The following is a 20291-nucleotide window of genomic DNA, read 5'->3' on the forward strand; positions in this document are numbered from 1 at the left end:
GCGTCCCAGCAGATCGATGAGGCGTGCTCGGGGGTACAGTCACGAGTGGGCATCCCTCAGGTACCCGGAGTTCTCGCTCAGGACGCCGACGAGTCCCGCGTGAACGCGACGACGTCGACGGAGACCGTGACGGCGAGGTCGCCTCGGGGTGTCTCGCCATCGCTGCGATGATGAGCGGCCGGACCCATGTCGACCAGGAGCTCGCGCATTCGCTCGTCTGTCGTGAGTTCGTACTCGACCCTTGTCGTCCGGAGCGCGTGGAAGCCTGCACCACCGAACTGCTCGGTGACGAGATCGGCCTTGCCCTCGGGGATGTCGAGTGCGGCACCGAGACGCCGCAGCTCGACGAAGTGCGCCGACGTCGGCACGACGACGAGCAGCAGTCCTCGCGGCCGCACGATGCGTGCGAACTCGGGATGGTTGCGAGGCGCGAAGACGTTGAGGGCGACGTCGGCGCTGGCGTCGCGGATCGGCAGCGGTCGCCAGAGATCGAGCACGACGCCGGTCGCGCCGGGCACGGCGCGCATGGCCATGCGGACGGCGGCGGGGGAGCGATCGGTGAGCAGGACGGAGGCACTCGGCGTTGCACGCTCGAGGGCGCCTGCGTAGTATCCCGTGCCGCACCCGAGATCGACGATGCGCGTCGCCGTCGCCGCGCCGGGCGCCATATCATCGGGTTCGGCGTCGCCCGTGCTCGCGGAGGTGGCCCGACTCGCTTCGCGCATGGCCGCAACGAGCGCGTCGGCGATCGGCGCATAGGCGCCGGACTCGAGCAGTCCGGTTCGAGCCTCGAGCATCTGACGATCATCGCCGATCGTGCGCGGGGCGCGCGGTGGCAGGAGCGTCACGCTCCGATGCTTGGCCAGGTCGAACCGGTGGCCGAGTTCGCATCCCAGCACTCGATCAGTGACGGGTTCGAGGTCGTGAAAACAGTTCGGGCACCGCAGCCAGGTCGAATCGATCGACATGGCGCGGTGCCCGAATCTCTCTGACGGGATCGTCAGTGGTGGGTGTCGTGGCCGGACTCGAGTTCGCCCTTCGTGACCGGCGCGATGCGGTCTTCGAAGAACCACCGCGAGAGTGCCGCACGAACGTGCTGACCGGCCGTGATCTTGCCACGCGCGTTGGGGCGGATCATGAGCGGTGCGTACGACTCCTGGCTCACGAGCCTCCAGCGGTCGTACTCGTCGAGGGGCTGGTGCACCTCGATGAACTCGCCGCCGGGCAGCTTCACGATGCGTCCGGACTCGTAGCCGTGCAGCACGATCTCGCGGTCCTTCTTCTGCAATGCGATGCAGACGCGCTTGGCGATGAAGTAGGCGATGAACGGGCCGATGATGACGACCGCCTGGAGTGCGTGGATCACGCCCTCCATGGTGAGCGAGAAGTGCGTCGCGAGGATGTCGGAGCTCGCCGCCGCCCAGAGGCCGGCGTAGAACGTGACACCCGCAGCACCGATCGCCGTGCGGGTCGGGGAGTTGCGCGGACGGTCGGCGATGTGGTGCTCTCGCTTGTCGCCCGTGACCCAGGCCTCGATGAACGGGTAGATCAGCACGGTCACGATGAAGATGCCGATCACGATCAGCGGCACGAGGATGTTGAACGACCACGTGCGGTCGAGCCAGACGAACTCCCAGCCCGGCGGGATCAGTCGCAGCGCGCCGTCGGCGAAGCCGATGTACCAGTCGGGCTGGGTACCGGCCGAGACGGGGGAGGGGTCGTACGGTCCGTAGTTCCAGATCGGGTTGATCGTGAACATCGAGGCGATGAGCGCGAGCACACCGAACACGATGAAGAAGAACCCGCCGGCCTTGGCCGCGTAGATCGGGAGGATGGGCGGGCCGACCGCATTCTGCTGCGTCTTGCCCGGGCCGGCGTACTGCGTGTGCTTGTGCACGACGACGAACACCAAGTGGAGCGCGACGAGGGCGACGACGAGCGCCGGCAGCAGCAGGATGTGCAGCGTGTAGAGACGCCCCACGATCTGGGTACCGGGGAACTCGCCGCCGAAGAGCAGGAACGAGGTCCAGGTGCCGATCAGGGGGATGCCCTTGACCATGCCGTCGATGATGCGGAGGCCGTTGCCCGAGAGCAGGTCGTCGGGAAGCGAGTAGCCCGTGAAGCCTTCGGCCATCGCGAGGATGAAGAGCGTGAAGCCGATCACCCAGTTCAGCTCGCGGGGCTTACGGAACGCACCCGTGAAGAAGATGCGCAGCATGTGCAGGCCGATGGCCGCCACGAAGAGCAGAGCCGCCCAGTGGTGCATCTGGCGCACGAAGAGGCCGCCGCGGATGTCGAAGGAGATGTCAAGCGTCGACGCCATGGCGACCGACATCTCGACGCCCTTCAAGGGCACGTACGAGCCGTCGTAGTGCACCTCGACCATGGAGGCCTGGAAGAAGAACGTCAGGAAGGTGCCCGAGATGAGCACGACGACGAAGCTGAAGAGCGCGACCTCGCCGAGCAGGAACGACCAGTGGTCGGGGAACGCCTTGCGTCCGAGCTCCTTGACGAATCCCGCGATGCTGGTGCGCTCGTTGACGTACACGGACGCAGCTGACGTGAACGACCGCTTCTGCGGCGCGGTTGCGGACGGTGCGGTGGTCAATTGCGCTCCCAGAAGCTCGGGCCGACGGGTTCGGTGAAGTCGTGCTGCGCGACGAGGTAGCCCTCGTCGTCAACCTCGATCGCAAGTTGCGGCAGGGGGCGAGCCGCCGGGCCGAAGATGACCTCGCAGGCGTTCGCGACGTCGAACTGCGACTGGTGGCACGGGCACAGCAGGTGGTGCGTGTGCTGCTCGTACAGGGCGACGGGGCATCCGACGTGCGTGCAGATCTTGGAGTACGCGACGATGCCCTCGTAGGCCCAGTTCTCGCGACCGGGCGCGTGGTTGAGATCGCCGGGCTCGAGGCGCATGAGCAGCACCGCTGCCTTGGCCTTCTCTTCGAGCCTGCCGTGCTCGAGGTCCTGGAGACCTTCGGGGATGACGTGGAAGGCGCTGCCGATGGTGACGTCGGCGGCCTTGATCGGCACGCCCGAGGGGTCGAGCGCGAGGCGCGTGCCCTTCTTCCACATCGTGTGGCTGAGCAGCTCGACGGGAATCTGGTCTTGCGGAGCGAAGCCGCGGAAGAGCACGACGGCCGGCAGCGGGAAGACGAGCAGCGCACCGATGAGGCTGTTGCGGATCGCGGCCCGGCGGGTGAAGCCGGACTCCCGGTCGGCGTCGGCGAACACCTTGACGGCTGCCGCCTGCGTCTCGGGGGAGCCGCCGATGGGGTGGCGCTCGTCGACGAGTTCGACGTCGGCCATGATCGCCTTGCCCCAGTGCACCACGCCGAAGCCGATGGCGAGCAGGGCGAGCGTCGCGCCGAGGCCGAAGAACATGTTGTTCAGACGGACCGCGCCCACGTCGTTGGACTCGATCGGGAACAGCATGTACGCAGCGATCGCCCAGACGCTTCCGAGGATCGACAGGTAGAACAGCGTGTAGACGGTGCGCTGGGCACGCTTCTCTCGCTTGGGGTTCTCGTCGGTGACCCGGGGCCGGTGCGGCGGGAAGCCGGGGTTCTCGAACGAGTCAGCGGTGATGACCGCGGTACCCGGCGAGACGGCAGTGTCGTGCGCGGCGTGCGACGAGTCGGCAGCGGCGAGCTCTGCGCCGCTGTGGTCGTCCTGTGCCATGGTTCTCCTTCTTCAGCTACTTCTGTGCCGGGGCGTGCGCTAGTTGGACTTCGCCGTGATCCACACGGTGATCGCGACGATCGCGCCGAGACCGAAGATCCAGATGAACAGACCCTCTGCGACCGGCCCGAGGGAGCCGAGTTCGATGCCGCCCGGTGAGCGGTTGTCCTGCAGGTACTTGAGGTACGTGATGACGTCGCGCTTGTCTTCGGGCGAGATGTTGAGGTCGTTGAAGACGGGCATGTTCTGCGGGCCGGTGACCATGGCCTCGTAGATGTGCACGCCCGAGACGTCGGTCAGCGGGGGAGCGAACTTGCCTTCGGTGAGCGCGCCACCGGCGCCGGCCACGTTGTGGCACATCGCGCAGTTGATGCGGAAGAGCTCTGCGCCGTTGGCTGCGTCTCCGCCGCCGTTGACGAGGTGGTCGCTGGGGATGTCGGGGCCGGGGCCGAGCGACGCGACGTAGTAGGCCAGCTGCTGGATCTGCTCGTCGGTGAACTGCACGGGCTTCTGCTGCGCCTGGGGGCCCTGCATCTGCATCGGCATGCGGCCGGTGCCGACCTGGAAGTCGACCGCTGCTGCGCCGACGCCGATGAGGCTGGGGCCCTCGCCGGTGCCCTGGGCGGAGAGCCCGTGGCACGTGGCGCAGTTGGCCTGGAAGAGCTTCTTGCCCTCTTCGATGGTCTGCTGCGAGCTCGGGTCCACTTCGGCCTGCGCGATGGTGCCGCTGCTCAACGCTGCGTATGCACCACCTGTGAAGACGAGGCCGAGCGCGAGGAGCGCGACGGTGGCGAGCGGGTGCCGGCGTCCGGTGCGTCGCTTCTGGCGAGTCATGGGTATCTTCCTGTTCACGGTCATGCTGTGGTGACGCTCCTGATGCGACTTACTTGAGGACGTAGATGACGAAGAACAGTCCGATCCAGACCACGTCGACGAAGTGCCAGTAGTACGAGATGGCGATCGCGCTGGTCGCCTCGCGGTGACCGAAGTTCTTGACCGCGAAGACGCGGCCGATGACGAACAGGAACGCGATCAGACCACCGGTCACGTGCAGGGCGTGGAAGCCCGTCGTGAGGTAGAAGGCGGAGCCGTACGCGTTCGAGTCGAGGGCGATGCCCTCGGAGACCAGCGTCGCGTACTCCCAGACCTGACCTGCCACGAAGACGCTGCCCATGGCGTAGGTGAGGAAGAACCACTCCACCACGCCCCACTGGGTCGGCTTCCATCCGGTCGCGTACGGCTGCAGGCGCTCCGCGGCGAAGACGCCGAACTGGCACGTGACCGATGACAACACCAGGATCAGCGTGTTCACCGCCGCGAACGGCACGTTCAGCCTGCCGGCCTCGAAGGTCCACAGCTCGGGTGATGTCGACCGCAGCGTGAAGTAGATCGCGAAGAGTCCCGCGAAGAACATGACCTCGCTGCCGAGCCAGACGATCGTTCCCACCGCTACGGTGTTCGGTCGTTTGATCAGGGGCGCGCTCGCCTGATAAGTGATTGAGGTGCTCGTCACCATCCCATTATGGCTGAAACGAGGCCTGAGTTTTCGTCATCCCGGGGAGTCGTGTCGCTCCCATCGGGTAAGGCAAACCTAAGTTGGGCTGTGCGAAGGCCGCGAATCCGCCGTGAATCGCGCAGATAGGATCGACGCATGCCCGCAGGACAGAACTGGCCAGACATCTTGAATTCCCTTCTCGAAGGGTCCGATCTCAGTGTTTCGGATGCCGCGTGGTGCATGGAGCAGGTCATGACGGGCGCGATCAGCGAGGCCCAGCTGGCCGGATTCCTCATCGCATTGCGGGTGAAGGGCGAGACGGTCGACGAGATCGTCGGCTTCCGCGACGCGATCCTCGACCACGCTGTGGCGCTTCCGGTCGATCCGATGGCGCTCGACATCGTGGGTACGGGCGGCGACCGCTTCGGCACCGTCAACGTCTCGACGATGGCATCGATCGTCGCCGCGGCATCCGGTGTGCCGGTGATCAAGCACGGCAATCGCGCTGCGAGCTCGTCGTCGGGTTCCTCCGATGTGCTCGCTGCGCTCGGACTCGACCTCGAACTGCCAGCCGAGCGGGTCGCCGACGTGCTCGGGAAGGCCGGCATCACCTTCGCCTATGCGGCGGCGTTCCACCCCGGCTTCCGCCATGCCGGGCGGGTTCGCGCCGAGCTCGGCGTGCCGACCGTCTTCAACTTCCTCGGCCCGCTCGTCAACCCGGCTCGCCCCGAGGCATCCGCTGTCGGCGTCGCCCAGCTCGACCGCGTGCCGCTCATCGTCGGCGTCTTCCAGACCCGAGGTGCGACCGCGTTGGTGTTCCGCGGCGACGACGGCCTCGACGAACTCACGACGACCGGCCACAGCCATGTCTGGGAGGTGTCGCTCGGCACCGTCAAGGAGCACGACCTCGACCCGCGCGACCTCGGCATCGCCCGTGCCACGATCGACCAGCTCGCCGGCGGCGATGCCCAGCACAACGCGGGCGTCGTGCGCGACGTGCTCGCCGGAGCCCGCGGCCCGGTGCGCGACATCGTCGTGCTGAACGCTGCAGCGGGTCTCGTCGCCTTCGAGCTCGCGAAGGATCCGAGCCAGTTCCAGCGCGCCATCCTCGACCGCTTCACGGAGAAGATCGCCGCCGCCGAGGCGGCTATCGACAGCGGTGCCGCCGCTCGCAAGCTCGAGGAGTGGATCGCGGCGACACGATCCTGAGCAGGCGCATGTCGGCCTGACCTCGCACGGGATGCGGCGGTGGAACCGGACCGGTCCCACCGCCGCATCCGTCACTTCACGTCGTCGTCGACCCAGTCGAAGGTCTTCGTGACGGCCTTCTTCCAGAGCCGGATCTGACGGTCGCGCTCGGCCGGATCCATCGCCGGCTCCCAGCGCGAGTCCTCCTGCCAGTTGGCCCGCAGCTCGTCGAGGCTCGACCAGAAGCCGACCGCGAGGCCGGCCGCGTAGGCCGCGCCGAGCGCAGTGGTCTCCGCGACGACGGGACGCACGACCGGCACCCCGAGGATGTCGGCCTGGAACTGCATGAGGGTGTTGTTGGCGATCATGCCGCCGTCGACCTTCAGCTCGGTCAGGTCGACGCCCGAGTCGGCGTTCACCGCCTCGAGCACCTCGCGCGTCTGGAACGCCGTCGCCTCGAGGGCCGCGCGGGCGATGTGGCCCTTGTTCACGAACCTCGTGAGGCCGACGAGCGCGCCGCGGGCGTCGGGACGCCAGTACGGTGCGAACAGGCCCGAGAACGCGGGCACGAAGTACGCGCCGCCGTTGTCCTCCACCGTCTTCGCGAGGGCCTCGACTTCTGGGGCGCTCGAGAACAGGCCGAGGTTGTCGCGGAGCCACTGGATGAGTGAACCGGTGACCGCGATCGATCCTTCGAGTGCGTAGTGAGGCGCGGCGTCTCCGAGCTTGTACCCGAGCGTGGTGAGCAGCCCGTTCTTCGAGTGGACGATCTCCTCGCCCGTGTTGAAGATCAGGAAGTTGCCCGTGCCGTAGGTGTTCTTCGACTCGCCGGCGTCGAACGCGGCCTGGCCGAACGTCGCGGCCTGCTGGTCGCCGAGGATGCCGGCGACCGGCACCTCTCGCAGCAGGCTCGAGGTGTGCGCGTGGCCGTAGACCTCGGAGGAGGACTTGATCTCGGGGAGCATCGACTTCGGCACGCCGAACGCGGCGAGGATGTCGTCGTCCCAGGCGAGGGTCTCGAGGTCCATGAACATCGTGCGGCTGGCGTTCGTGACGTCGGTCGCGTGCACGCCCCCGTCGACGCCGCCCGTGAGGTTCCACAGCACCCAGGTGTCGGTCGTGCCGAACAGCAGATCGCCGGCCTCGGCCTTCTCACGTGCACCGGGCACGTTCTCGAGGATCCAGACGATCTTCGTGCCCGAGAAGTAGGTCGCCAGCGGCAGGCCGACCTGCTGCTTGAACCGCTCCACGCCGCCGTCGGCCGCGAGCCGGTCGACGATCGGCTGCGTACGCGTGTCCTGCCAGACGATCGCGTTGTAGACGGGGCGGCCGGTGGTCTTGTCCCACACCACCGCGGTCTCGCGCTGGTTCGTGATGCCCACGGCGGCGATGTCGTGCCGGGTCAGGTTGGCCTTGCTCAGGGCCTGGCCGATCACCTCGCGCGTGTTGTCCCAGATCTGGGTGGCGTTGTGCTCGACCCAGCCGGCCTGCGGGAAGATCTGCTCGTGCTCGAGCTGCCCGGTCGAGATGATCGATCCGGCCTTGTCGAAGATGATCGCGCGCGACGAGGTCGTGCCCTGGTCGATCGCGAGGATGTAGTCGGCCATTCGGTTTCTCTCTCAATCTGATCAGCCGGTCGAGACCGGCGTTCGTGCCGCGGATGAAGCGGGGCCGGTCCGACGGACCGGCCCCGCCCTCATCAGGTGATGATGGGCAGCAGCGGGATCGCCAGCCACCCGGCGAGCAGGCCGCCGATGATCGGGCCGATCACGGGCACCCACGAGTACGACCAGTCGCTGCCGCCCTTGCCGTGGATCGGCAGGATGGCGTGCGCGATGCGCGGGCCGAGGTCACGGGCCGGGTTGATCGCGTAGCCGGTCGGGCCACCGAGCGAGACGCCGATGCCGATCACGAGGAGCGCGACGGGCAGCGCACCGAGCGCCGCGAGTCCGCCGTCGCCCTGACGGCCGCCGCCGAAGCCGATCACGACGAACACCAGCACGAAGGTGCCGATGATCTCGGTCACGAGGTTCCAGGCGTAGTTGCGGATGCCGGGGCCCGTCGAGAAGACACCGAGCTTCGAGGCCGCCTGGGGCTCCTCATCGAAGTGCTGCTTGTAGGCGAGCCAGACGAACACCGCGCCGATGATCGCTCCGATCAGCTGGGCGCCGATGTAGGCGCTCACCGACAGGAAGTCGACCGGCACCGTGATGCCGAGTGCCGCGTTGCCGAACTCGGTCGCACCGTTGGCGACGAGACCGAGTGTGACGGCCGGGTTGATGTGCGCGCCCGACGCGTACGCGACGATGACGCCGGCGAAGACCGCGAGGCCCCAGCCGATCGTCACCATGAGGAATCCGCCGTTGAAGCCCTTCGTCTTGGCGAGGGCCACGTTGGCCACGACACCACAGCCGAGGAGCACGAGCATCGCGGTACCGACGAGCTCGCTGAGGAACAACACTCCGAGATTGTCCACGTTGACCATCCATCCTTTTCGCTAGCCCGAGGGCTTCGCCCAGGGGCGGAACACTGCCCACGATACTCAGCACGGCAACGGCGGGGAATGGGGCGCGCGAGATTTCGCACTGCCCCCTTACGGTCGAGAGCTCGTCGGGCGTAGGTTGGCGGGGGAATGCTGCGTCGACGTCGCTGCACGGCTGCACGGCGCCCGGCAGTTGAGGGAAGGGGATGTCGTGAAGAAGATCATCAACGATCCCAAGCGGGTCGTCGACGAGTCGGTCGCCGGATTCGGCCTCGCTCATGCCGATCTCGTGCGCGTCGAGTTCGATCCGATCCATGTCGTGCGGGCCGATGCGCCGATCGCTGGCAAGGTCGGCATCGTGAGCGGCGGTGGCAGCGGGCACGAGCCGCTGCACGCGGGGTACGTCGGCTTCGGCATGCTCGACGCCGCCGTGCCGGGTGCGGTGTTCACCTCCCCGACACCCAATCCGATCCTCGCCGCCACGAAGGCGGTCGACGGCGGGGCGGGCGTGCTCCACATCGTGAAGAACTACACGGGCGACGTGCTGAACTTCGAGACGGCCGCCGACCTGGCCGCCGCCGACGGCATCGAGGTGCGATCGGTCGTCACCAACGACGACGTCGCCGTCAAGGACTCGCTGTACACCGCGGGCCGACGCGGCGTCGCAGGAACGGTGCTCGTCGAGAAGATCGCCGGCGCCGCCGCAGAGCGCCGGGATTCGCTCGACGAGGTCGTCGCCATCGCGGAGCGGGTGAACGCCGGTGCGCGCTCGATGGGACTCGCCCTGACGCCGTGCATCGTGCCGCATGCGGGCGAACCGAGCTTCACCCTCGCCGAAGACGAGATAGAGATCGGCATCGGCATCCACGGCGAGCCGGGGCGCGAACGCGTCAAGCTCGAACCCGCCGATCGCCTCGTCGACCGGTTGCTCGAGCCGATCCTCGACGACCTCCCGTACGAGCGCGGTGAGCGCGCCCTGCTCTTCGTCAACGGCATGGGCGGCACGCCGCAGGTCGAGCTGTACCTCGCCTACCGTCGGGCGGCAGAGGTGCTCGAAGAGCGGGGCATCGAGATCGCGCGATCGCTGGTGGGCAACTACATCACCGCACTCGAGATGCAGGGGATGTCGATCACGTTGCTGAAACTCGATGACGAGATGGTCGAATTGTGGGATGCCCCGGTGCAGACGGCTGCACTGCGGTGGGGTCGCTAGAGAAGGATCGAAGGGGGAATCTCGGTGGGATTGGACATCACCTGGGCAGTGGACTGGGTCAGACGAAGCGCGCAGGTGATCTCGGATCACCGAGTCGAGTTGATCACGCTCGACCGCGAGATCGGCGACGGCGACCATGGCGAGAACATGGATCGGGGTTTTCAGGCGGTGCTCCCGAAGCTCGACGACCTCGCCGCCGGCTCGACGCCCGGTGATGTGCTGAAGCTCGTCGCGACGACGCTCATCTCGACGGTCGGCGGCGCGGCCGGTCCGCTCTACGGCACCGCCTACCTGAAGGCCGCCGCGGCGGCCGGCAGCGCGGTGTCGCTCGACGGCCCGGCGATCGCGGCCATCCTCACTGCTGCTCGCGACGGTGTGGTCGCCCGCGGCAAGGCGGAGTCCGGCGACAAGACGATGATCGACGCGTGGAGCCCCGCCGTCGAGGCAGCGGATGCCGCGGCCGAGGCGGGGGTCGATGCAGCCGGAGTCTTCGCGGCAGCGGCCGACGCCGCCGAAGCCGGCGCCGTCGCCACCGAGCCGCTCGTGGCACGGAAGGGCCGTGCGAGCTACCTCGGCGAGCGATCCGCCGGACACCGCGACCCCGGGGCCGAGTCGAGTGCGCTGCTGCTCCGAGCGGCCGCGGATGCGGCGGCGGCATCAGCAGGTGCCTGACATGGGCACTCCGGAGAAGGTGGGCGTGCTCTTCGTCTCGCACTCGGCGGCGATCGCTTCGGGGCTCGTCGAATTGGCGCGCCAGATGGCGCCGACCGCTGCGCTCGTCGCCGCGGGCGGCACCGACGACGGTCGCATCGGCACGAGCTTCGACCTCGTGACGGCCGGCATCGCCGAGGCGGACTCGGGGGTCGGCGTGGTCGTGCTGTGCGATCTCGGATCCGCGATCCTCACGGCTGAGACGGCCCTCGACTTCCTCGACGACGAGGTGCGCGAGCGCGTGCGCATCGTCGATGCACCGCTCGTCGAGGGCGGGGTCGCCGCCGCGGTGGCCGCGGAAGCCGGTGATCCGCTCGACGTCGTGGTGGCCGCCGCCGAATCGGCGCGCGGGCCGGCGACAGCTGCGAGCGAAGGCGAGAGCGCGAGTCCCACCACCGCGGATGCCGCGACGGTCGCCCCCGCGACACCCGGCTACACGCGGAGCATCCGTCTGGTGAACTCCGACGGGCTGCACGCACGACCGGCGGCCGAGCTCGTCAAGCTCGCGAGCACCTTCCCGCAGAAGGTCACCGTGAACGGCACCGATGCCAAGAGCCTGCTCGGCATCATGTCGCTCGGCCTCACGAAGGGGGCGCAGGTCGACATCACGACGAGGGATCTGAGCGGCCGCGAAGCGGTCGACGCATTGGCGGCACTCGCGGAATCGGGCTTCGGCGAAGCCTGAACCCGTCTCGTCAGTTGCCGCCGGCGACGCGGATGTCGGCGCCCGTGGTGTACGAGGCATCCGCCGAGAAGAGGTACGCGACGGCACCCGCGATCTCGTGCGGCTCGCCTGCGCGACGCATCGGGATGTTCGGTGCGCGCTCTTCGGGGGCGTTCGGCCGACCGGCCGCCGCGTGGATCTCGGTGTGCGTCGTGCCGGGGGAGACCGTGTTGACCCGCACGCCGGCGGGGCCGAACTCCTTCGACGCGCCCGTGGTGAGCGCGTTCAGCGCCGCCTTGCTCATGGCATAGGGGATGTACGTGTTCGGCGAACCGCTGCGGGCCGCCCCCGAGGAGATGTTCACGACGCTGCCGCCTGCCCCGCCCCGGTCGGTGGCCATGTGGGCGATCGCGGCCCGCGTCAGCACGATGGGTGCGAGCACGTTCACGCGGAAGAGCTCGTCGCTCTCTTCGATCGACGCATCGAGGAAGCCCCCGATGAGCCCCGTGATGCCGGCGTTGTTGACGAGGCCGGTCACCCGCCCGAACTCGGCGAGCGCCGCGGGAACGACGGTGGCCGCCGCATCGAGGTCGGCGAGATCGACCTGCAGCAACAGCACCCGGGCACCGGATGCCGCGCAGCGACGTGCGATCGCATCGGCCTCGTCGCGTCGCTCACGATAGGTGAGCACGAGGTCGTGGCCGTCGACGGCGAGACGTTCGGCGATCGCAGCTCCGATGCCGCGGCTCGCACCGGTGATGATCGTGACTTGGCGTGTGTCTGAGGCATCCGTCATGTGCCAAGCCTATTCGCGGGTGGTGCCGCGCGGAGGCCGGGCACCCGGCGTCCGGGAGAGCAGTGGCGGCGTGGTGCGCAGCGGGCGTACCATCAGGCGCATGATGGCACGTGACGACGCGAGCCGAGATGACGGCAACGCATTCACCCACTTCTTCGACAAGGTCGATCGGGTGCTGGAACCCGTGTTCAGCAACCCGCCGGCTCCAACGGACGAGGCGCCGCTCGAGCCGACCGACGGCAAGGCGTGTCCGATCTGCGGGCATCCCATGTTCGAGCACTTCATCGACCACTCGACGGCCAACACGGTGCTGGTCTGCCCGACCGACGTGCGGTTGCCCGAGCACGAGGTCGGCGGGCCCTACAACGAGCTCGGCATGCCGGCGACGGGTCGCCGACTCGAGAAGTACGCCGAACGCCACGCGAACGAGTAGGTGCACGCGGTGGCATCCGCTCCGTCATCTACGCTGACGAGGTGACGTCACGAGTCGTACCGCACAGCATCAACATCTCGATCCTGCACGACGGTCAGGTGCTCTTGGAGCTCCTCTCCGACATCCGCACGAACCTGGCACACGCGGAGTGCCAGGTCATCGACCAGGACAGCGTGGCCGCGATCGTGTCGGGGTGGATGGCCGGGCGTTCGTGGCAGCCGACGCATCGGGGCGTCGCGCTGGCTCCGGTCGCCGAGAAGTACCGGTCAGGCTATTCGCTGGCGGTTCCCGGCCCCGAACGTGAGTTGCTGCGATTCGACATTTCGCCGAAAGGATTCGGGGGGTGGTTCGCGCTCGCGTTCTCCGCGGGTGTCGAGCCCGGTGATCCCCGAACGGAACGATTCGCTCGAGACTTCGCCCGCGGGCTCGCCATCTTCTTCCGGACGTCGAAGGTGTTGGCGCGCGAACGACTGTCGGGCGGTGCGTATCTGCCGATCATGCGGTCGTACCTCGATCATGCCCGCTCGAAGGTCGACGAGGAGGACCAGAATCACCACGAGGAGTTCTCCCGCGGTGTCGGGGCCCTCATGGCAGACGAGCGTTACCTCCTGCTCTCGGACGATGCCGAGGCACGACAGCTGTATGCGGCACTCGAGTCGGAGCGATCGGACCTCTACAACTGGTACATGAACCTCGCGAAGGGCGGCATGGCGGGGTCGAGGCGACGGCACGGCGCCTGATCTGCACTGCGGCCGTCGTCACCAGGGCCTGGTGTCCTTGCCGTCGAGCCAGAGCCTGCCGATGCTGATCGGCGGTTCGGCCGTCGTCTCGGCGTTCTTGATGTCGACGGTCTCGCGGTGCTTGATGACCTGGGCGATCGCCATCGCGTGCCCGTGCCCGAGTCCGTAGTCGTTCTTCAACCACGCGACGACCTGGCCGGTCTTGGTGCCGGCGGCTCCGAGTCCGCGTTCATCGGCGAGTTCGATGAATCGGCGAGGGGTGAGTCCGGTCGAGGTCTCGACGTTGTCGAGGTATGACTGTCCTTGGGACATGTTCGTGCTCCTTCTCAGCGCTTCAGTGCTGCGTGCTCGGGTGGTGGACGGTGAGCTGGACGCCCTGCTCGAGCGTGCGGGACTCGACGAGCTCGAGGTCGACACGGTGCCCGTCATAGGTGTCGAACAGGCGGCGACCCTCGCCGAGGACCACCGGGTGGGTGAGGATGCGGAGCTCGTCGAGCAAACCGCCGGCGATCAGCGATTCGACGAGCCGGATGCTCCCGGCCACGGTGATGCGACCTTCTCCGTGAGCCTTCAGCTCCGCGAGGTCCTCGAACCCGACCAGCTCGGTGTTGTGCCAGGCCGGCGCCTCGAGCGTGCTCGTGACGACGAGTTTCGGCATCGCATTGAGTCGGCGGGCGAGCGGTACCTCGTCGCCACGGTCTGGCCACGAGTCGGCGAACACCTCGTAGGTGCGGCGACCCAGGAGCAGAGCGGATGCTTCGCCCTGCTCCCGTGCGACCTCGGCGACCATCTCCTGGCCGACCCAGGGGAAGTGCCATGTCTCGGGCGCTTCGACGACGAGATCGAGACTCGCGAAGAGTTCGGCGGTGATGATCCGGGCCATTTCAGACGCCCACGGCGATCGAACGGAGGAGGGGAGCGACGGCATCTGCGGGAAGCTGGTGGTCGCCGCCGGGCACGACGACCAGTTCGCTGCCCGGAACGACCTCAGCGAATGCCTCGGCGCCGGAACGGATCGACGGGAACGTCGACTCGCCGACCAGGACCGTGATGGGGACGGGGATCGGCGCGAAACGCTCGAGCGCGGCGACGTCTCCGGCCATGGCGTCGCCCATGATGCGTGCGTCGTACCGGAGGGTGCCGGCGAAGGGCTCCACCGCGGCGATGAACGGTGATGCCATCATCTGGTCGACCATCTCCTCGGGCAGTCCGACCGCCTCCAACGAGAAGTACCGAAGCGCTCCGAGTCGATCGCCGTCGGCGGCGAATGCGTCGAGCCGAGCGACGTAGTCCGCAGGGATCGGCGGACGCGTGTCGTCGACGATGAACGGCGGCTCGAAGGCGGCGACCGCAGTGGCCGTCACTCCGGCGAGCGCGGCCTCGAGTGCGAGGACGGCACCCGAGGACTCGCCGAGCAGGATCGCGGTGCCGCCGACGTGTTCGACGAGCGCGGCGATGTCCTCGATCTCGCGCTCGACGGCATACTGTGCGGCGTCACTGCTCTCGCCGCGACCGCGGCGGTCGTAGGTGACGACGCGGAGACCGCCGGCGGCGGCGAGCGCTGCAGCACTGGGGGAGATGGCGCGGTACGCGGTCGCACCGTGCACGAGGATCACCGCGGGGGCGTCTGCGGGGCCGAGATCGTCGAAACCGATCGACGTGCCATCGGCGGAGTGGATGAACCGGGTCATGGGAATGCTCCTCAATCTGAACGGTACCGTTCAGTACGGTACTGAATGGTACAGTACTGACAGGTACCGGAGGAGTCAAGGCATGAACACCAACCCACGTGTCGAGGCGACACGAGCACGAATCCTGAACGCCGCGCTGGACGCATTCGTGCTCGACGGATACACGGGCGCGAGCACCGACGTGATCGCAGCGGCTGCAGCGGCTTCGAAGCAGACCGTGTACAAGTACTTCGGGGATAAGGAGGGGCTCTTCCGTGCGCTCATCGCCGACATGGTCGACCGCGTGCACGACTCCATCGTTCGCCTCGACATCGATGCCTACGACGACGGGGAAGCGGTGGTGCGGGCACTGGCTCGGCTGTTGACCGACTCGGTACTCGACCGACGTGTGCAACGATTCCGCCGGCTCGTCATCGCTGAGGCGGCGCGGTTCCCCGATATCGGTCGCGCCTACTACGAGGGGGCGTTCGAGCTCACGATCGGGCACATGGCCGACCTGATCGCCAGCGCGAGCGAGCGTGGCTGGCTGCGTGTGGATGAGCCGCGAATCGCCGCGAACCAGCTCGCCGGGCTGCTGCTCTGGATTCCGAGCAACCGCATCATGATGACCGGTCGGTTCGACGCGATCACCGAAGCCGAGGTCGAGTCCGGGCTGGAGTCAGGTGTCCGCGTGTTCCTCGCGGCGTATCGGGACTGATCTCGCCCAGGGCGGATCAGGGTCGGCGTACCGGCCGCAACCGGGTCCGCTTCCGATCGACGGGTGGCGCCTCCGATCGTGCGGGTCAGCCCGACAAGCCGTGTGGCACCGACGGCCCGTCAGGCGCCCGGTCAGTTCCGCATCGGGCGCAGACGTAGAAGCCCTCGCCGGTCTCGACCTGGTGCTGGATCACCCATTTGTGCAGGCCCATTCGGCACCGCAGCGGTTTCCCGGCCATGATCCCCTCCACCTGTGTCGTCGGGAGAACTGGCGCACAGGCTACTCCCGTTGCGAACCCGCCGCAGAGTCGGTTGCGAATCGCTTGGTCACGCGAAGCCGAAGATCGGCGGGAAGAGCAGCACGAGAATCGCAGCCCAGCCGAGGTAGACGGGCAGGTAGCCCGTCTGCCACCGTTCGATGCCGGCGAACGGCACGCGCCGACGCAGGAAGCCGATCTGGAGCCACGTGGCCCATGCGAGGTTCACGAGGAGGATGAGGTTCAGTCCGAGGGAGGCCGTCTTGTTCGCGCTGAACCCGAACTCGCCGGTTCGCGCGATCATTGCGACGAGCACGATGACGTCGACGACCATTGCGGCAGCGAGCATGAGCACCTGCAGTCGATCGAACCATCCGGGGGCGAGCTCGGGGTCGCGCGCCGAGATCGCGTACACGAGAAGCGCGACGACCACGACGAGCACGAGGTCGAAGGCGATGAGCAGTTCACGGCTGCCATCGACGAGGTTCCATTGGATGACGGAGGCCACGATGAGGGCGAGCATCATGAGGGTGAAGAGCGGCGTGAACACCTTCGTGAGCACCGGGGCGATGTTCTCGATGACGCGCTGCTTCGCGCTCACGAGCCAGGCTGAGATGAGGACCGCGCCCGCCGCCCCGCACGGCAGTACCCACTCGACGATGAACGGAGTGATGTCGACCTGGATCGAAGCGAACACTGCGAGTGTGAGCCCGCTCAGGGCGCCGCCGACGATCGCGATGAGCACGTAGTAGACGAGCCACTCGCCGCTGAAGCGCAGGAAGTCCATCCGGGCGCGGTCGCTCCGCCAGTCGCCGCCGGCGTCGACGATGCCTGCGACGAGCCAGAGTGCGGCGATCGAGCCGATGGTCGCGAGCACGGCGGTTGCGGAGTCCTGCATCGCGACGGTGACTGTCGATGATTCCCCGTCGAACGGGTAGAGGTTCAGCGCGAGCGCAGCGACTGCGAAGGCTGCGGCGACGCCGAGAAGCGTGCCGACAGGCGGTCGCCGCCGCCAGGCGAACCAGGCGGCCAGGAATGGCAGCACGAGGACGGCGATGTTGCGGAAGACGAGTCCGGGCTCGTCGGTGAGCAACTCGGTGGTCTTCACCGCGATGCCGGCGCCGACCCCGAGCAGCAGGGCTACCGCGAGCCCGTTGGCGCGACGCGCGAACGGCGTCGTGCCGTCCGAGGCATCCGTGCCCGCAGTATCCGACGAGTCATGGAGCACGAGCTGCTTCCAGAGCCGGCCCGAGTGCTCGGTGGCGTACTCGCGGGAGAGGTCGTCCATGCTGCCGAGGCGCTTCACCGCGATGAGGAACGCCTCGTCGTCGGTGAGGCCCGCAGCCGTGAGGGCGTCGATACGATCTCGCAGGTGCGATTCGAGTTCGTCGATATCGGGGATGCTCAGGGCGTCGCGGCGCTCCATCCAGTCGCGCCATGACGCGATCAGCGTGTCGAGGGCCGGTGCATGTTCGGTCGTCATCGGTCAGCCCATTCCGAGTGCGAGGCGTGGCTGTCGGTTGCCACCGTCACCGGGCCAGACCTGGTCGAGCACACCGCCGATGATCGACCACTGCCGGCGATGGTCGGCCAACGTCGACGCACCCTGCGCGCTCAGTCGATAGTGCTTGCGCGGCCGACCGCCGGGGGACTGACGCCATTCGGAGTCGATATGACCGAGCCGCTCGAGCCGGTGCAGCAGCGGGTAGAGCATGCCGTCGCTCCACTCGAGCTCACCGTCAGAAAGCTCCGTGATCCGTTGCAGGATCGCATAGCCGTACGACTCGCCCTCTGCGAGGATGCCGAGGACCACCGGGGTGGCTGCGGCGGCCACCAGGTCCTTGCCGATGCGCATGCGTGCTCCAATCGCGACCGTGATACCTTGAGCATCTAGATACCTAGAAGTGCAAGGTATCATCGCCACGCGCTCCACGCCACCGTGCGTATCGGCAGGTCTCGGGCTGCGCCGATCTCAGTTCTGCATGTGCACCTGCTGGCCTTTGATCAGCGGGTATGCGGCCAGCGCGTTCCCATCGAGGTCTTCCTTGTGCATGTCGACCCCGGTCACCTGGCTGTTCTCGTAAGTCGTGTAGTAATAGATGCCCTTGTCGGTGTTGCAGCACGACGAGTAGATCGTGATCTCGAACTTTCCGGGGGAGACCTCGACGCATCCCCGCTGCTGCGCGACCGATCCCAGGATCTGGAGGAACTGGCTGATCGACTCCGATTCGGAGTCACCAGCGACCGAATTCATCTTGGTGAACGCGACCTTGACGAAGCGAGATGCCGAGGACAGGTCTCCCGGAAGGCCGATCGCACCCATTCCCCGGCTGTAGACGTCGAACTGCAGTTCGTCGGAGAAGTTCTTCTCCGGAGGGTGCTTCGACAGGTGCATGAAGTTGTTCAGGTTGAACGACTGGATATCGAAGGTCGGGTTGTTCGTGAGCACCCCGACCGGGTTGTCGTAGACCTTCAGCCCGTCTTTCACGCTCTCGACCGTGATGGATGTCGTTCTGTCGGAGATGATCCAGTGCAGCGGCGAGAGTGGGAAGGCTTCGCTGAAATTGATCTTCACGAGGTTCAGCGTCTCGAGGGCCGTCTTGACCTCGTCCACGGTCTCGAACTGCCCGAGGATCCAGGGGATGAATTCGAACGGGGTGATGTTCGTCTTGCCGTCCGCTTCGGGCTTGTAGTCGGCGTTCTCCGGGAAGTTGAGCCCCGCCATGCTGAGGCCCTTCTCGTTCGTCGCGTCGTAGTAGAGCGGATAGCCGTCCTCGATGGTCGCGATACCGATGATCGCGTGATGCGTTGCGAGTGCCGGCGCCTTGCGGAACTCGAACACGAAGTTCCGGGGTGTGATGGTGACGGTCTCGTTGTATGAGAACTCGAGGTCGAGATTGCGACCGAAATAGTGATCCCGCGTGGTGTAGCTCAGTCCTGTGCACATGGAAGCCCCCCCGGCTTCTCGATGGTCAATGGCCGCCCACCTTAGCCCGACGAAGGGCACGCGGCCACCCCTTGCCTGTTCGCCCGAGCCATGACAGACCGTGCTTCGGGAGCGTATCGAACGGATTCCGCGCTGACTTCCACGCGCATCTGGAAGAGCGGATGGCGCGCACCTGGTCGACTAGCATTCAGGGATGACGAATCCGGCTCCGATCGACGACATCCCGATCGGTGGCGAGGTCATCCGCCTCGGGCAGTTCCTCAAGTTCGCCGGGCTTCTCGACTCTGGCGGAAGCGTGAAAGAGGCCATCATCGACGGCAACGTGGCAGTGAACGGCGAAGTCGATCGCCGACGCGGACGCCAGCTGCAGGAGGGTGACATCGTCAGCTTCGACGGACGCAGGTTTCGCGTTCTCCCGTGACGGCCGATGCGGCGGAGATCGAGAATCTCACGCAGAATCGGTGAAGCGTGGTCGAGTCAGGACCGATCCCGTCACACCGTCGCTCGTGTGGGCCGGTATCGCAGCGCGGTCACCCCCGACCGGAACTCCTGGCGATCGACGAGCTCGAGCTGGATGCGCTCGCGCAGACCAGCGAGCAACGTCGGCCCGTGTCCGGCAAGGACCGGCTGCACGACGAACACGTACTCGTCGATCAGTCCCAGGTCTGCCAATGCCAAGGGGAGCGTCACGCCACCCACGAACAGGCCCTCGCCAGGCTCCTGCTTGAGTTGCTCGACCGCCTGCCGCAAGTCGCCGCGCAGCAGCTCGGCATTCCAATCGACCCCACTCAGCGTGGTCGACACGACGTGCTTCTTCGCCCGGTCGATGGTCTCGGCGAACGGGAGCTGCCACTCATCCATCCAGTCGGGCCACGTGCCCGTAGCCGGCAGCCGCCACGCCGACTCCATCATCTCGTAGGTCACCCGGCCGAACAGCAGGGCATCGGCTCGCTCCATCTCAGCGGCCCAGTAACGCATCGACTCCTCGTCGGGGGGCAGCCCTGCCTCGTGATGGCAGCAGCCGTCGAGCGTGACGTTGATCGAGTATCGAAGTGGTCTCATCTCGTTCTCTCCCTTGATGCGAGCAGCGCGTCTTCACCGGACCGTACTCAAACTACTGTCGGTGATGAACTGCCGCAGGCTCGAAGCGCCCGGGGGAGGGGGCACTGTGACGAGCAGAGCCAGCGAATTCGGAGCCGGACGGTCTCATCGGATCCATCCGTGCCGGTACTTCTTGACCTTGACAACACTCTCATCTGTGCGCCTCGTGTGACGCTTGCTGAGTAGGCCCGGGTCA

General features: G+C 67.1%; 23 protein-coding genes. 8 read left to right on the forward strand and 15 right to left on the reverse strand.

What is annotated here, in order from left to right; translation table 11 throughout:
* Window positions 1-77 precede the first annotated feature (77 nt).
* From ACFCVM_RS01140 to ACFCVM_RS01160, 5 genes are all read right to left on the reverse strand, one after another.
* Entirely contained in the window at window positions 78-848 is a 771-nt protein-coding gene (locus tag ACFCVM_RS01140; protein WP_375832856.1) for a methyltransferase domain-containing protein, read from the reverse strand.
* A gap of 152 nt (window positions 849-1000) precedes the next feature.
* Window positions 1001-2608 carry a cytochrome bc complex cytochrome b subunit gene (locus ACFCVM_RS01145; protein WP_375832858.1) on the reverse strand — a complete coding sequence of 536 codons (1608 nt, stop codon included), beginning with the start codon at window positions 2606-2608 and terminating at the stop codon, window positions 1001-1003.
* The gene (locus ACFCVM_RS01150) at window positions 2605-3681 is read right to left on the reverse strand and encodes a Rieske 2Fe-2S domain-containing protein (protein WP_375832860.1); all 1077 of its coding nucleotides are present in this window, start codon (window positions 3679-3681) and stop codon (window positions 2605-2607) included. The genes ACFCVM_RS01145 and ACFCVM_RS01150 overlap by 4 nt, the downstream gene beginning before the upstream one ends.
* A 39-nt stretch (window positions 3682-3720) precedes the next feature.
* Window positions 3721-4515: a c-type cytochrome gene (locus ACFCVM_RS01155; RefSeq protein WP_375832862.1), complete on the reverse strand. Its 795-nt coding sequence runs from the start codon at window positions 4513-4515 to the stop codon at window positions 3721-3723.
* Window positions 4516-4564: 49 nt separating this feature from the next.
* Window positions 4565-5197, reverse strand: a complete 633-nt coding sequence (locus ACFCVM_RS01160) for a heme-copper oxidase subunit III (protein ID WP_375832864.1) — start codon at window positions 5195-5197, stop codon at window positions 4565-4567.
* A gap of 135 nt (window positions 5198-5332) precedes the next feature.
* Between ACFCVM_RS01160 and trpD the strand changes: the two genes are divergently transcribed.
* Window positions 5333-6385, forward strand: a complete 1053-nt coding sequence (gene trpD / locus ACFCVM_RS01165) for an anthranilate phosphoribosyltransferase (RefSeq protein ID WP_375832866.1) — start codon at window positions 5333-5335, stop codon at window positions 6383-6385.
* 71 nt (window positions 6386-6456) lie between these two features.
* Here the strand turns inward: trpD and glpK are convergent, their stop codons facing one another.
* Together glpK and ACFCVM_RS01175 are read right to left on the reverse strand one after the other, a co-directional pair.
* A complete protein-coding gene (gene glpK / locus ACFCVM_RS01170) occupies window positions 6457-7971 on the reverse strand; it encodes a glycerol kinase GlpK (RefSeq protein ID WP_375832868.1) in 1515 nt (504 codons plus the stop codon).
* Between the two features lie 92 nt (window positions 7972-8063).
* Window positions 8064-8840 carry an MIP/aquaporin family protein gene (locus tag ACFCVM_RS01175; RefSeq protein ID WP_375832870.1) on the reverse strand — a complete coding sequence of 259 codons (777 nt, stop codon included), beginning with the start codon at window positions 8838-8840 and terminating at the stop codon, window positions 8064-8066.
* Window positions 8841-9057: 217 nt separating this feature from the next.
* Here ACFCVM_RS01175 and dhaK point away from each other — a divergent pair, with 217 nt between their 5' ends.
* From dhaK to dhaM, 3 genes are read left to right on the forward strand one after another with little or no spacing between them, the layout of a single operon-like run.
* The gene (dhaK, locus tag ACFCVM_RS01180; RefSeq protein ID WP_375832872.1) at window positions 9058-10059 is read left to right on the forward strand and encodes a dihydroxyacetone kinase subunit DhaK; all 1002 of its coding nucleotides are present in this window, start codon (window positions 9058-9060) and stop codon (window positions 10057-10059) included.
* Window positions 10060-10083: 24 nt separating this feature from the next.
* A complete protein-coding gene (gene dhaL, locus ACFCVM_RS01185; protein WP_375832874.1) occupies window positions 10084-10731 on the forward strand; it encodes a dihydroxyacetone kinase subunit DhaL in 648 nt (215 codons plus the stop codon).
* A 1-nt stretch (window position 10732) separates the two neighbouring features.
* The gene (gene dhaM / locus ACFCVM_RS01190; RefSeq protein ID WP_375832876.1) at window positions 10733-11455 is read left to right on the forward strand and encodes a dihydroxyacetone kinase phosphoryl donor subunit DhaM; all 723 of its coding nucleotides are present in this window, start codon (window positions 10733-10735) and stop codon (window positions 11453-11455) included.
* A gap of 10 nt (window positions 11456-11465) precedes the next feature.
* On the opposite strand, the gene ACFCVM_RS01195 is transcribed toward dhaM, so the two are convergent.
* A complete protein-coding gene (locus ACFCVM_RS01195; protein WP_375832878.1) occupies window positions 11466-12230 on the reverse strand; it encodes an SDR family NAD(P)-dependent oxidoreductase in 765 nt (254 codons plus the stop codon).
* A gap of 100 nt (window positions 12231-12330) precedes the next feature.
* Here ACFCVM_RS01195 and ACFCVM_RS01200 point away from each other — a divergent pair, with 100 nt between their 5' ends.
* Window positions 12331-12663 carry a hypothetical protein gene (locus tag ACFCVM_RS01200; protein ID WP_375832880.1) on the forward strand — a complete coding sequence of 111 codons (333 nt, stop codon included), beginning with the start codon at window positions 12331-12333 and terminating at the stop codon, window positions 12661-12663.
* Between the two features lie 41 nt (window positions 12664-12704).
* Window positions 12705-13403, forward strand: coding sequence for a hypothetical protein (locus ACFCVM_RS01205; protein ID WP_375832882.1), 699 nt, complete (start codon window positions 12705-12707; stop codon window positions 13401-13403).
* Window positions 13404-13421: 18 nt separating this feature from the next.
* Here ACFCVM_RS01205 and ACFCVM_RS01210 read toward each other — a convergent pair whose 3' ends face one another.
* From ACFCVM_RS01210 to ACFCVM_RS01220, 3 genes are read right to left on the reverse strand one after another with little or no spacing between them, the layout of a single operon-like run.
* Window positions 13422-13715 carry a DUF4287 domain-containing protein gene (locus ACFCVM_RS01210; RefSeq protein ID WP_375832884.1) on the reverse strand — a complete coding sequence of 98 codons (294 nt, stop codon included), beginning with the start codon at window positions 13713-13715 and terminating at the stop codon, window positions 13422-13424.
* 22 nt (window positions 13716-13737) lie between these two features.
* On the reverse strand, window positions 13738-14286 hold the full coding sequence (locus tag ACFCVM_RS01215; protein WP_375832886.1) for a dihydrofolate reductase family protein: 549 nt from the start codon (window positions 14284-14286) through the stop codon (window positions 13738-13740).
* Window position 14287: 1 nt separating this feature from the next.
* Window positions 14288-15094: an alpha/beta fold hydrolase gene (locus ACFCVM_RS01220; RefSeq protein ID WP_375832888.1), complete on the reverse strand. Its 807-nt coding sequence runs from the start codon at window positions 15092-15094 to the stop codon at window positions 14288-14290.
* Between ACFCVM_RS01220 and ACFCVM_RS01225 the strand changes: the two genes are divergently transcribed.
* Window positions 15093-15791 (forward strand): TetR/AcrR family transcriptional regulator C-terminal domain-containing protein, encoded by a 699-nt coding sequence (locus tag ACFCVM_RS01225; RefSeq protein WP_375832890.1) that lies wholly within the window; start codon window positions 15093-15095, stop codon window positions 15789-15791. The two genes, ACFCVM_RS01220 and ACFCVM_RS01225, sit on opposite strands and share 2 nt — an antisense overlap.
* A 326-nt stretch (window positions 15792-16117) precedes the next feature.
* On the opposite strand, the gene ACFCVM_RS01230 is transcribed toward ACFCVM_RS01225, so the two are convergent.
* From ACFCVM_RS01230 to bsh, 3 genes are all read right to left on the reverse strand, one after another.
* Complete coding sequence (locus ACFCVM_RS01230; RefSeq protein ID WP_375832892.1) at window positions 16118-17530, reverse strand: permease prefix domain 1-containing protein; 1413 nt, start codon at window positions 17528-17530, stop codon at window positions 16118-16120.
* A 3-nt stretch (window positions 17531-17533) separates the two neighbouring features.
* Window positions 17534-17902: a PadR family transcriptional regulator gene (locus ACFCVM_RS01235; protein ID WP_375832894.1), complete on the reverse strand. Its 369-nt coding sequence runs from the start codon at window positions 17900-17902 to the stop codon at window positions 17534-17536.
* Between the two features lie 117 nt (window positions 17903-18019).
* Window positions 18020-18994, reverse strand: coding sequence for a choloylglycine hydrolase (bsh, locus tag ACFCVM_RS01240; RefSeq protein WP_375836615.1), 975 nt, complete (start codon window positions 18992-18994; stop codon window positions 18020-18022).
* A 193-nt stretch (window positions 18995-19187) separates the two neighbouring features.
* On the opposite strand from bsh, the gene ACFCVM_RS01245 reads away from it, so the two are divergent.
* On the forward strand, window positions 19188-19415 hold the full coding sequence (locus tag ACFCVM_RS01245; RefSeq protein WP_375832896.1) for an RNA-binding S4 domain-containing protein: 228 nt from the start codon (window positions 19188-19190) through the stop codon (window positions 19413-19415).
* 71 nt (window positions 19416-19486) lie between these two features.
* Here the strand turns inward: ACFCVM_RS01245 and ACFCVM_RS01250 are convergent, their stop codons facing one another.
* Window positions 19487-20056 carry a dihydrofolate reductase family protein gene (locus ACFCVM_RS01250; protein WP_375832898.1) on the reverse strand — a complete coding sequence of 190 codons (570 nt, stop codon included), beginning with the start codon at window positions 20054-20056 and terminating at the stop codon, window positions 19487-19489.
* Window positions 20057-20291: the final 235 nt, after the last annotated feature.

The sequence above is a fragment of the Agromyces sp. NPDC056389 genome (assembly GCF_042262385.1).
Taxonomy (GTDB): Bacteria; Actinomycetota; Actinomycetes; order Actinomycetales; family Microbacteriaceae; genus Agromyces.

Excerpts from the sequence above, each read along its gene's own strand:
- ACFCVM_RS01150 (WP_375832860.1), bottom strand. The coding sequence starts at position 3,681 with ATGGCACAGGACGACCACAGCGGCGCAGAGCTCGCCGCTGCCGACTCG.
- ACFCVM_RS01155 (WP_375832862.1), bottom strand. The coding sequence starts at position 4,515 with ATGACTCGCCAGAAGCGACGCACCGGACGCCGGCACCCGCTCGCCACC.
- ACFCVM_RS01160 (WP_375832864.1), bottom strand. The coding sequence starts at position 5,197 with ATGGTGACGAGCACCTCAATCACTTATCAGGCGAGCGCGCCCCTGATC.
- trpD (WP_375832866.1), top strand. The coding sequence starts at position 5,333 with ATGCCCGCAGGACAGAACTGGCCAGACATCTTGAATTCCCTTCTCGAA.
- glpK (WP_375832868.1), bottom strand. The coding sequence starts at position 7,971 with ATGGCCGACTACATCCTCGCGATCGACCAGGGCACGACCTCGTCGCGC.
- dhaM (WP_375832876.1), top strand. The coding sequence starts at position 10,733 with ATGGGCACTCCGGAGAAGGTGGGCGTGCTCTTCGTCTCGCACTCGGCG.
- ACFCVM_RS01195 (WP_375832878.1), bottom strand. The coding sequence starts at position 12,230 with ATGACGGATGCCTCAGACACACGCCAAGTCACGATCATCACCGGTGCG.
- ACFCVM_RS01200 (WP_375832880.1), top strand. The coding sequence starts at position 12,331 with ATGATGGCACGTGACGACGCGAGCCGAGATGACGGCAACGCATTCACC.
- ACFCVM_RS01210 (WP_375832884.1), bottom strand. The coding sequence starts at position 13,715 with ATGTCCCAAGGACAGTCATACCTCGACAACGTCGAGACCTCGACCGGA.
- ACFCVM_RS01215 (WP_375832886.1), bottom strand. The coding sequence starts at position 14,286 with ATGGCCCGGATCATCACCGCCGAACTCTTCGCGAGTCTCGATCTCGTC.
- ACFCVM_RS01225 (WP_375832890.1), top strand. The coding sequence starts at position 15,093 with ATGGGAATGCTCCTCAATCTGAACGGTACCGTTCAGTACGGTACTGAA.
- ACFCVM_RS01220 (WP_375832888.1), bottom strand. The coding sequence starts at position 15,094 with ATGACCCGGTTCATCCACTCCGCCGATGGCACGTCGATCGGTTTCGAC.
- ACFCVM_RS01230 (WP_375832892.1), bottom strand. The coding sequence starts at position 17,530 with ATGACGACCGAACATGCACCGGCCCTCGACACGCTGATCGCGTCATGG.
- ACFCVM_RS01235 (WP_375832894.1), bottom strand. The coding sequence starts at position 17,902 with ATGCGCATCGGCAAGGACCTGGTGGCCGCCGCAGCCACCCCGGTGGTC.
- bsh (WP_375836615.1), bottom strand. The coding sequence starts at position 18,994 with ATGTGCACAGGACTGAGCTACACCACGCGGGATCACTATTTCGGTCGC.
- ACFCVM_RS01245 (WP_375832896.1), top strand. The coding sequence starts at position 19,188 with ATGACGAATCCGGCTCCGATCGACGACATCCCGATCGGTGGCGAGGTC.
- ACFCVM_RS01250 (WP_375832898.1), bottom strand. The coding sequence starts at position 20,056 with ATGAGACCACTTCGATACTCGATCAACGTCACGCTCGACGGCTGCTGC.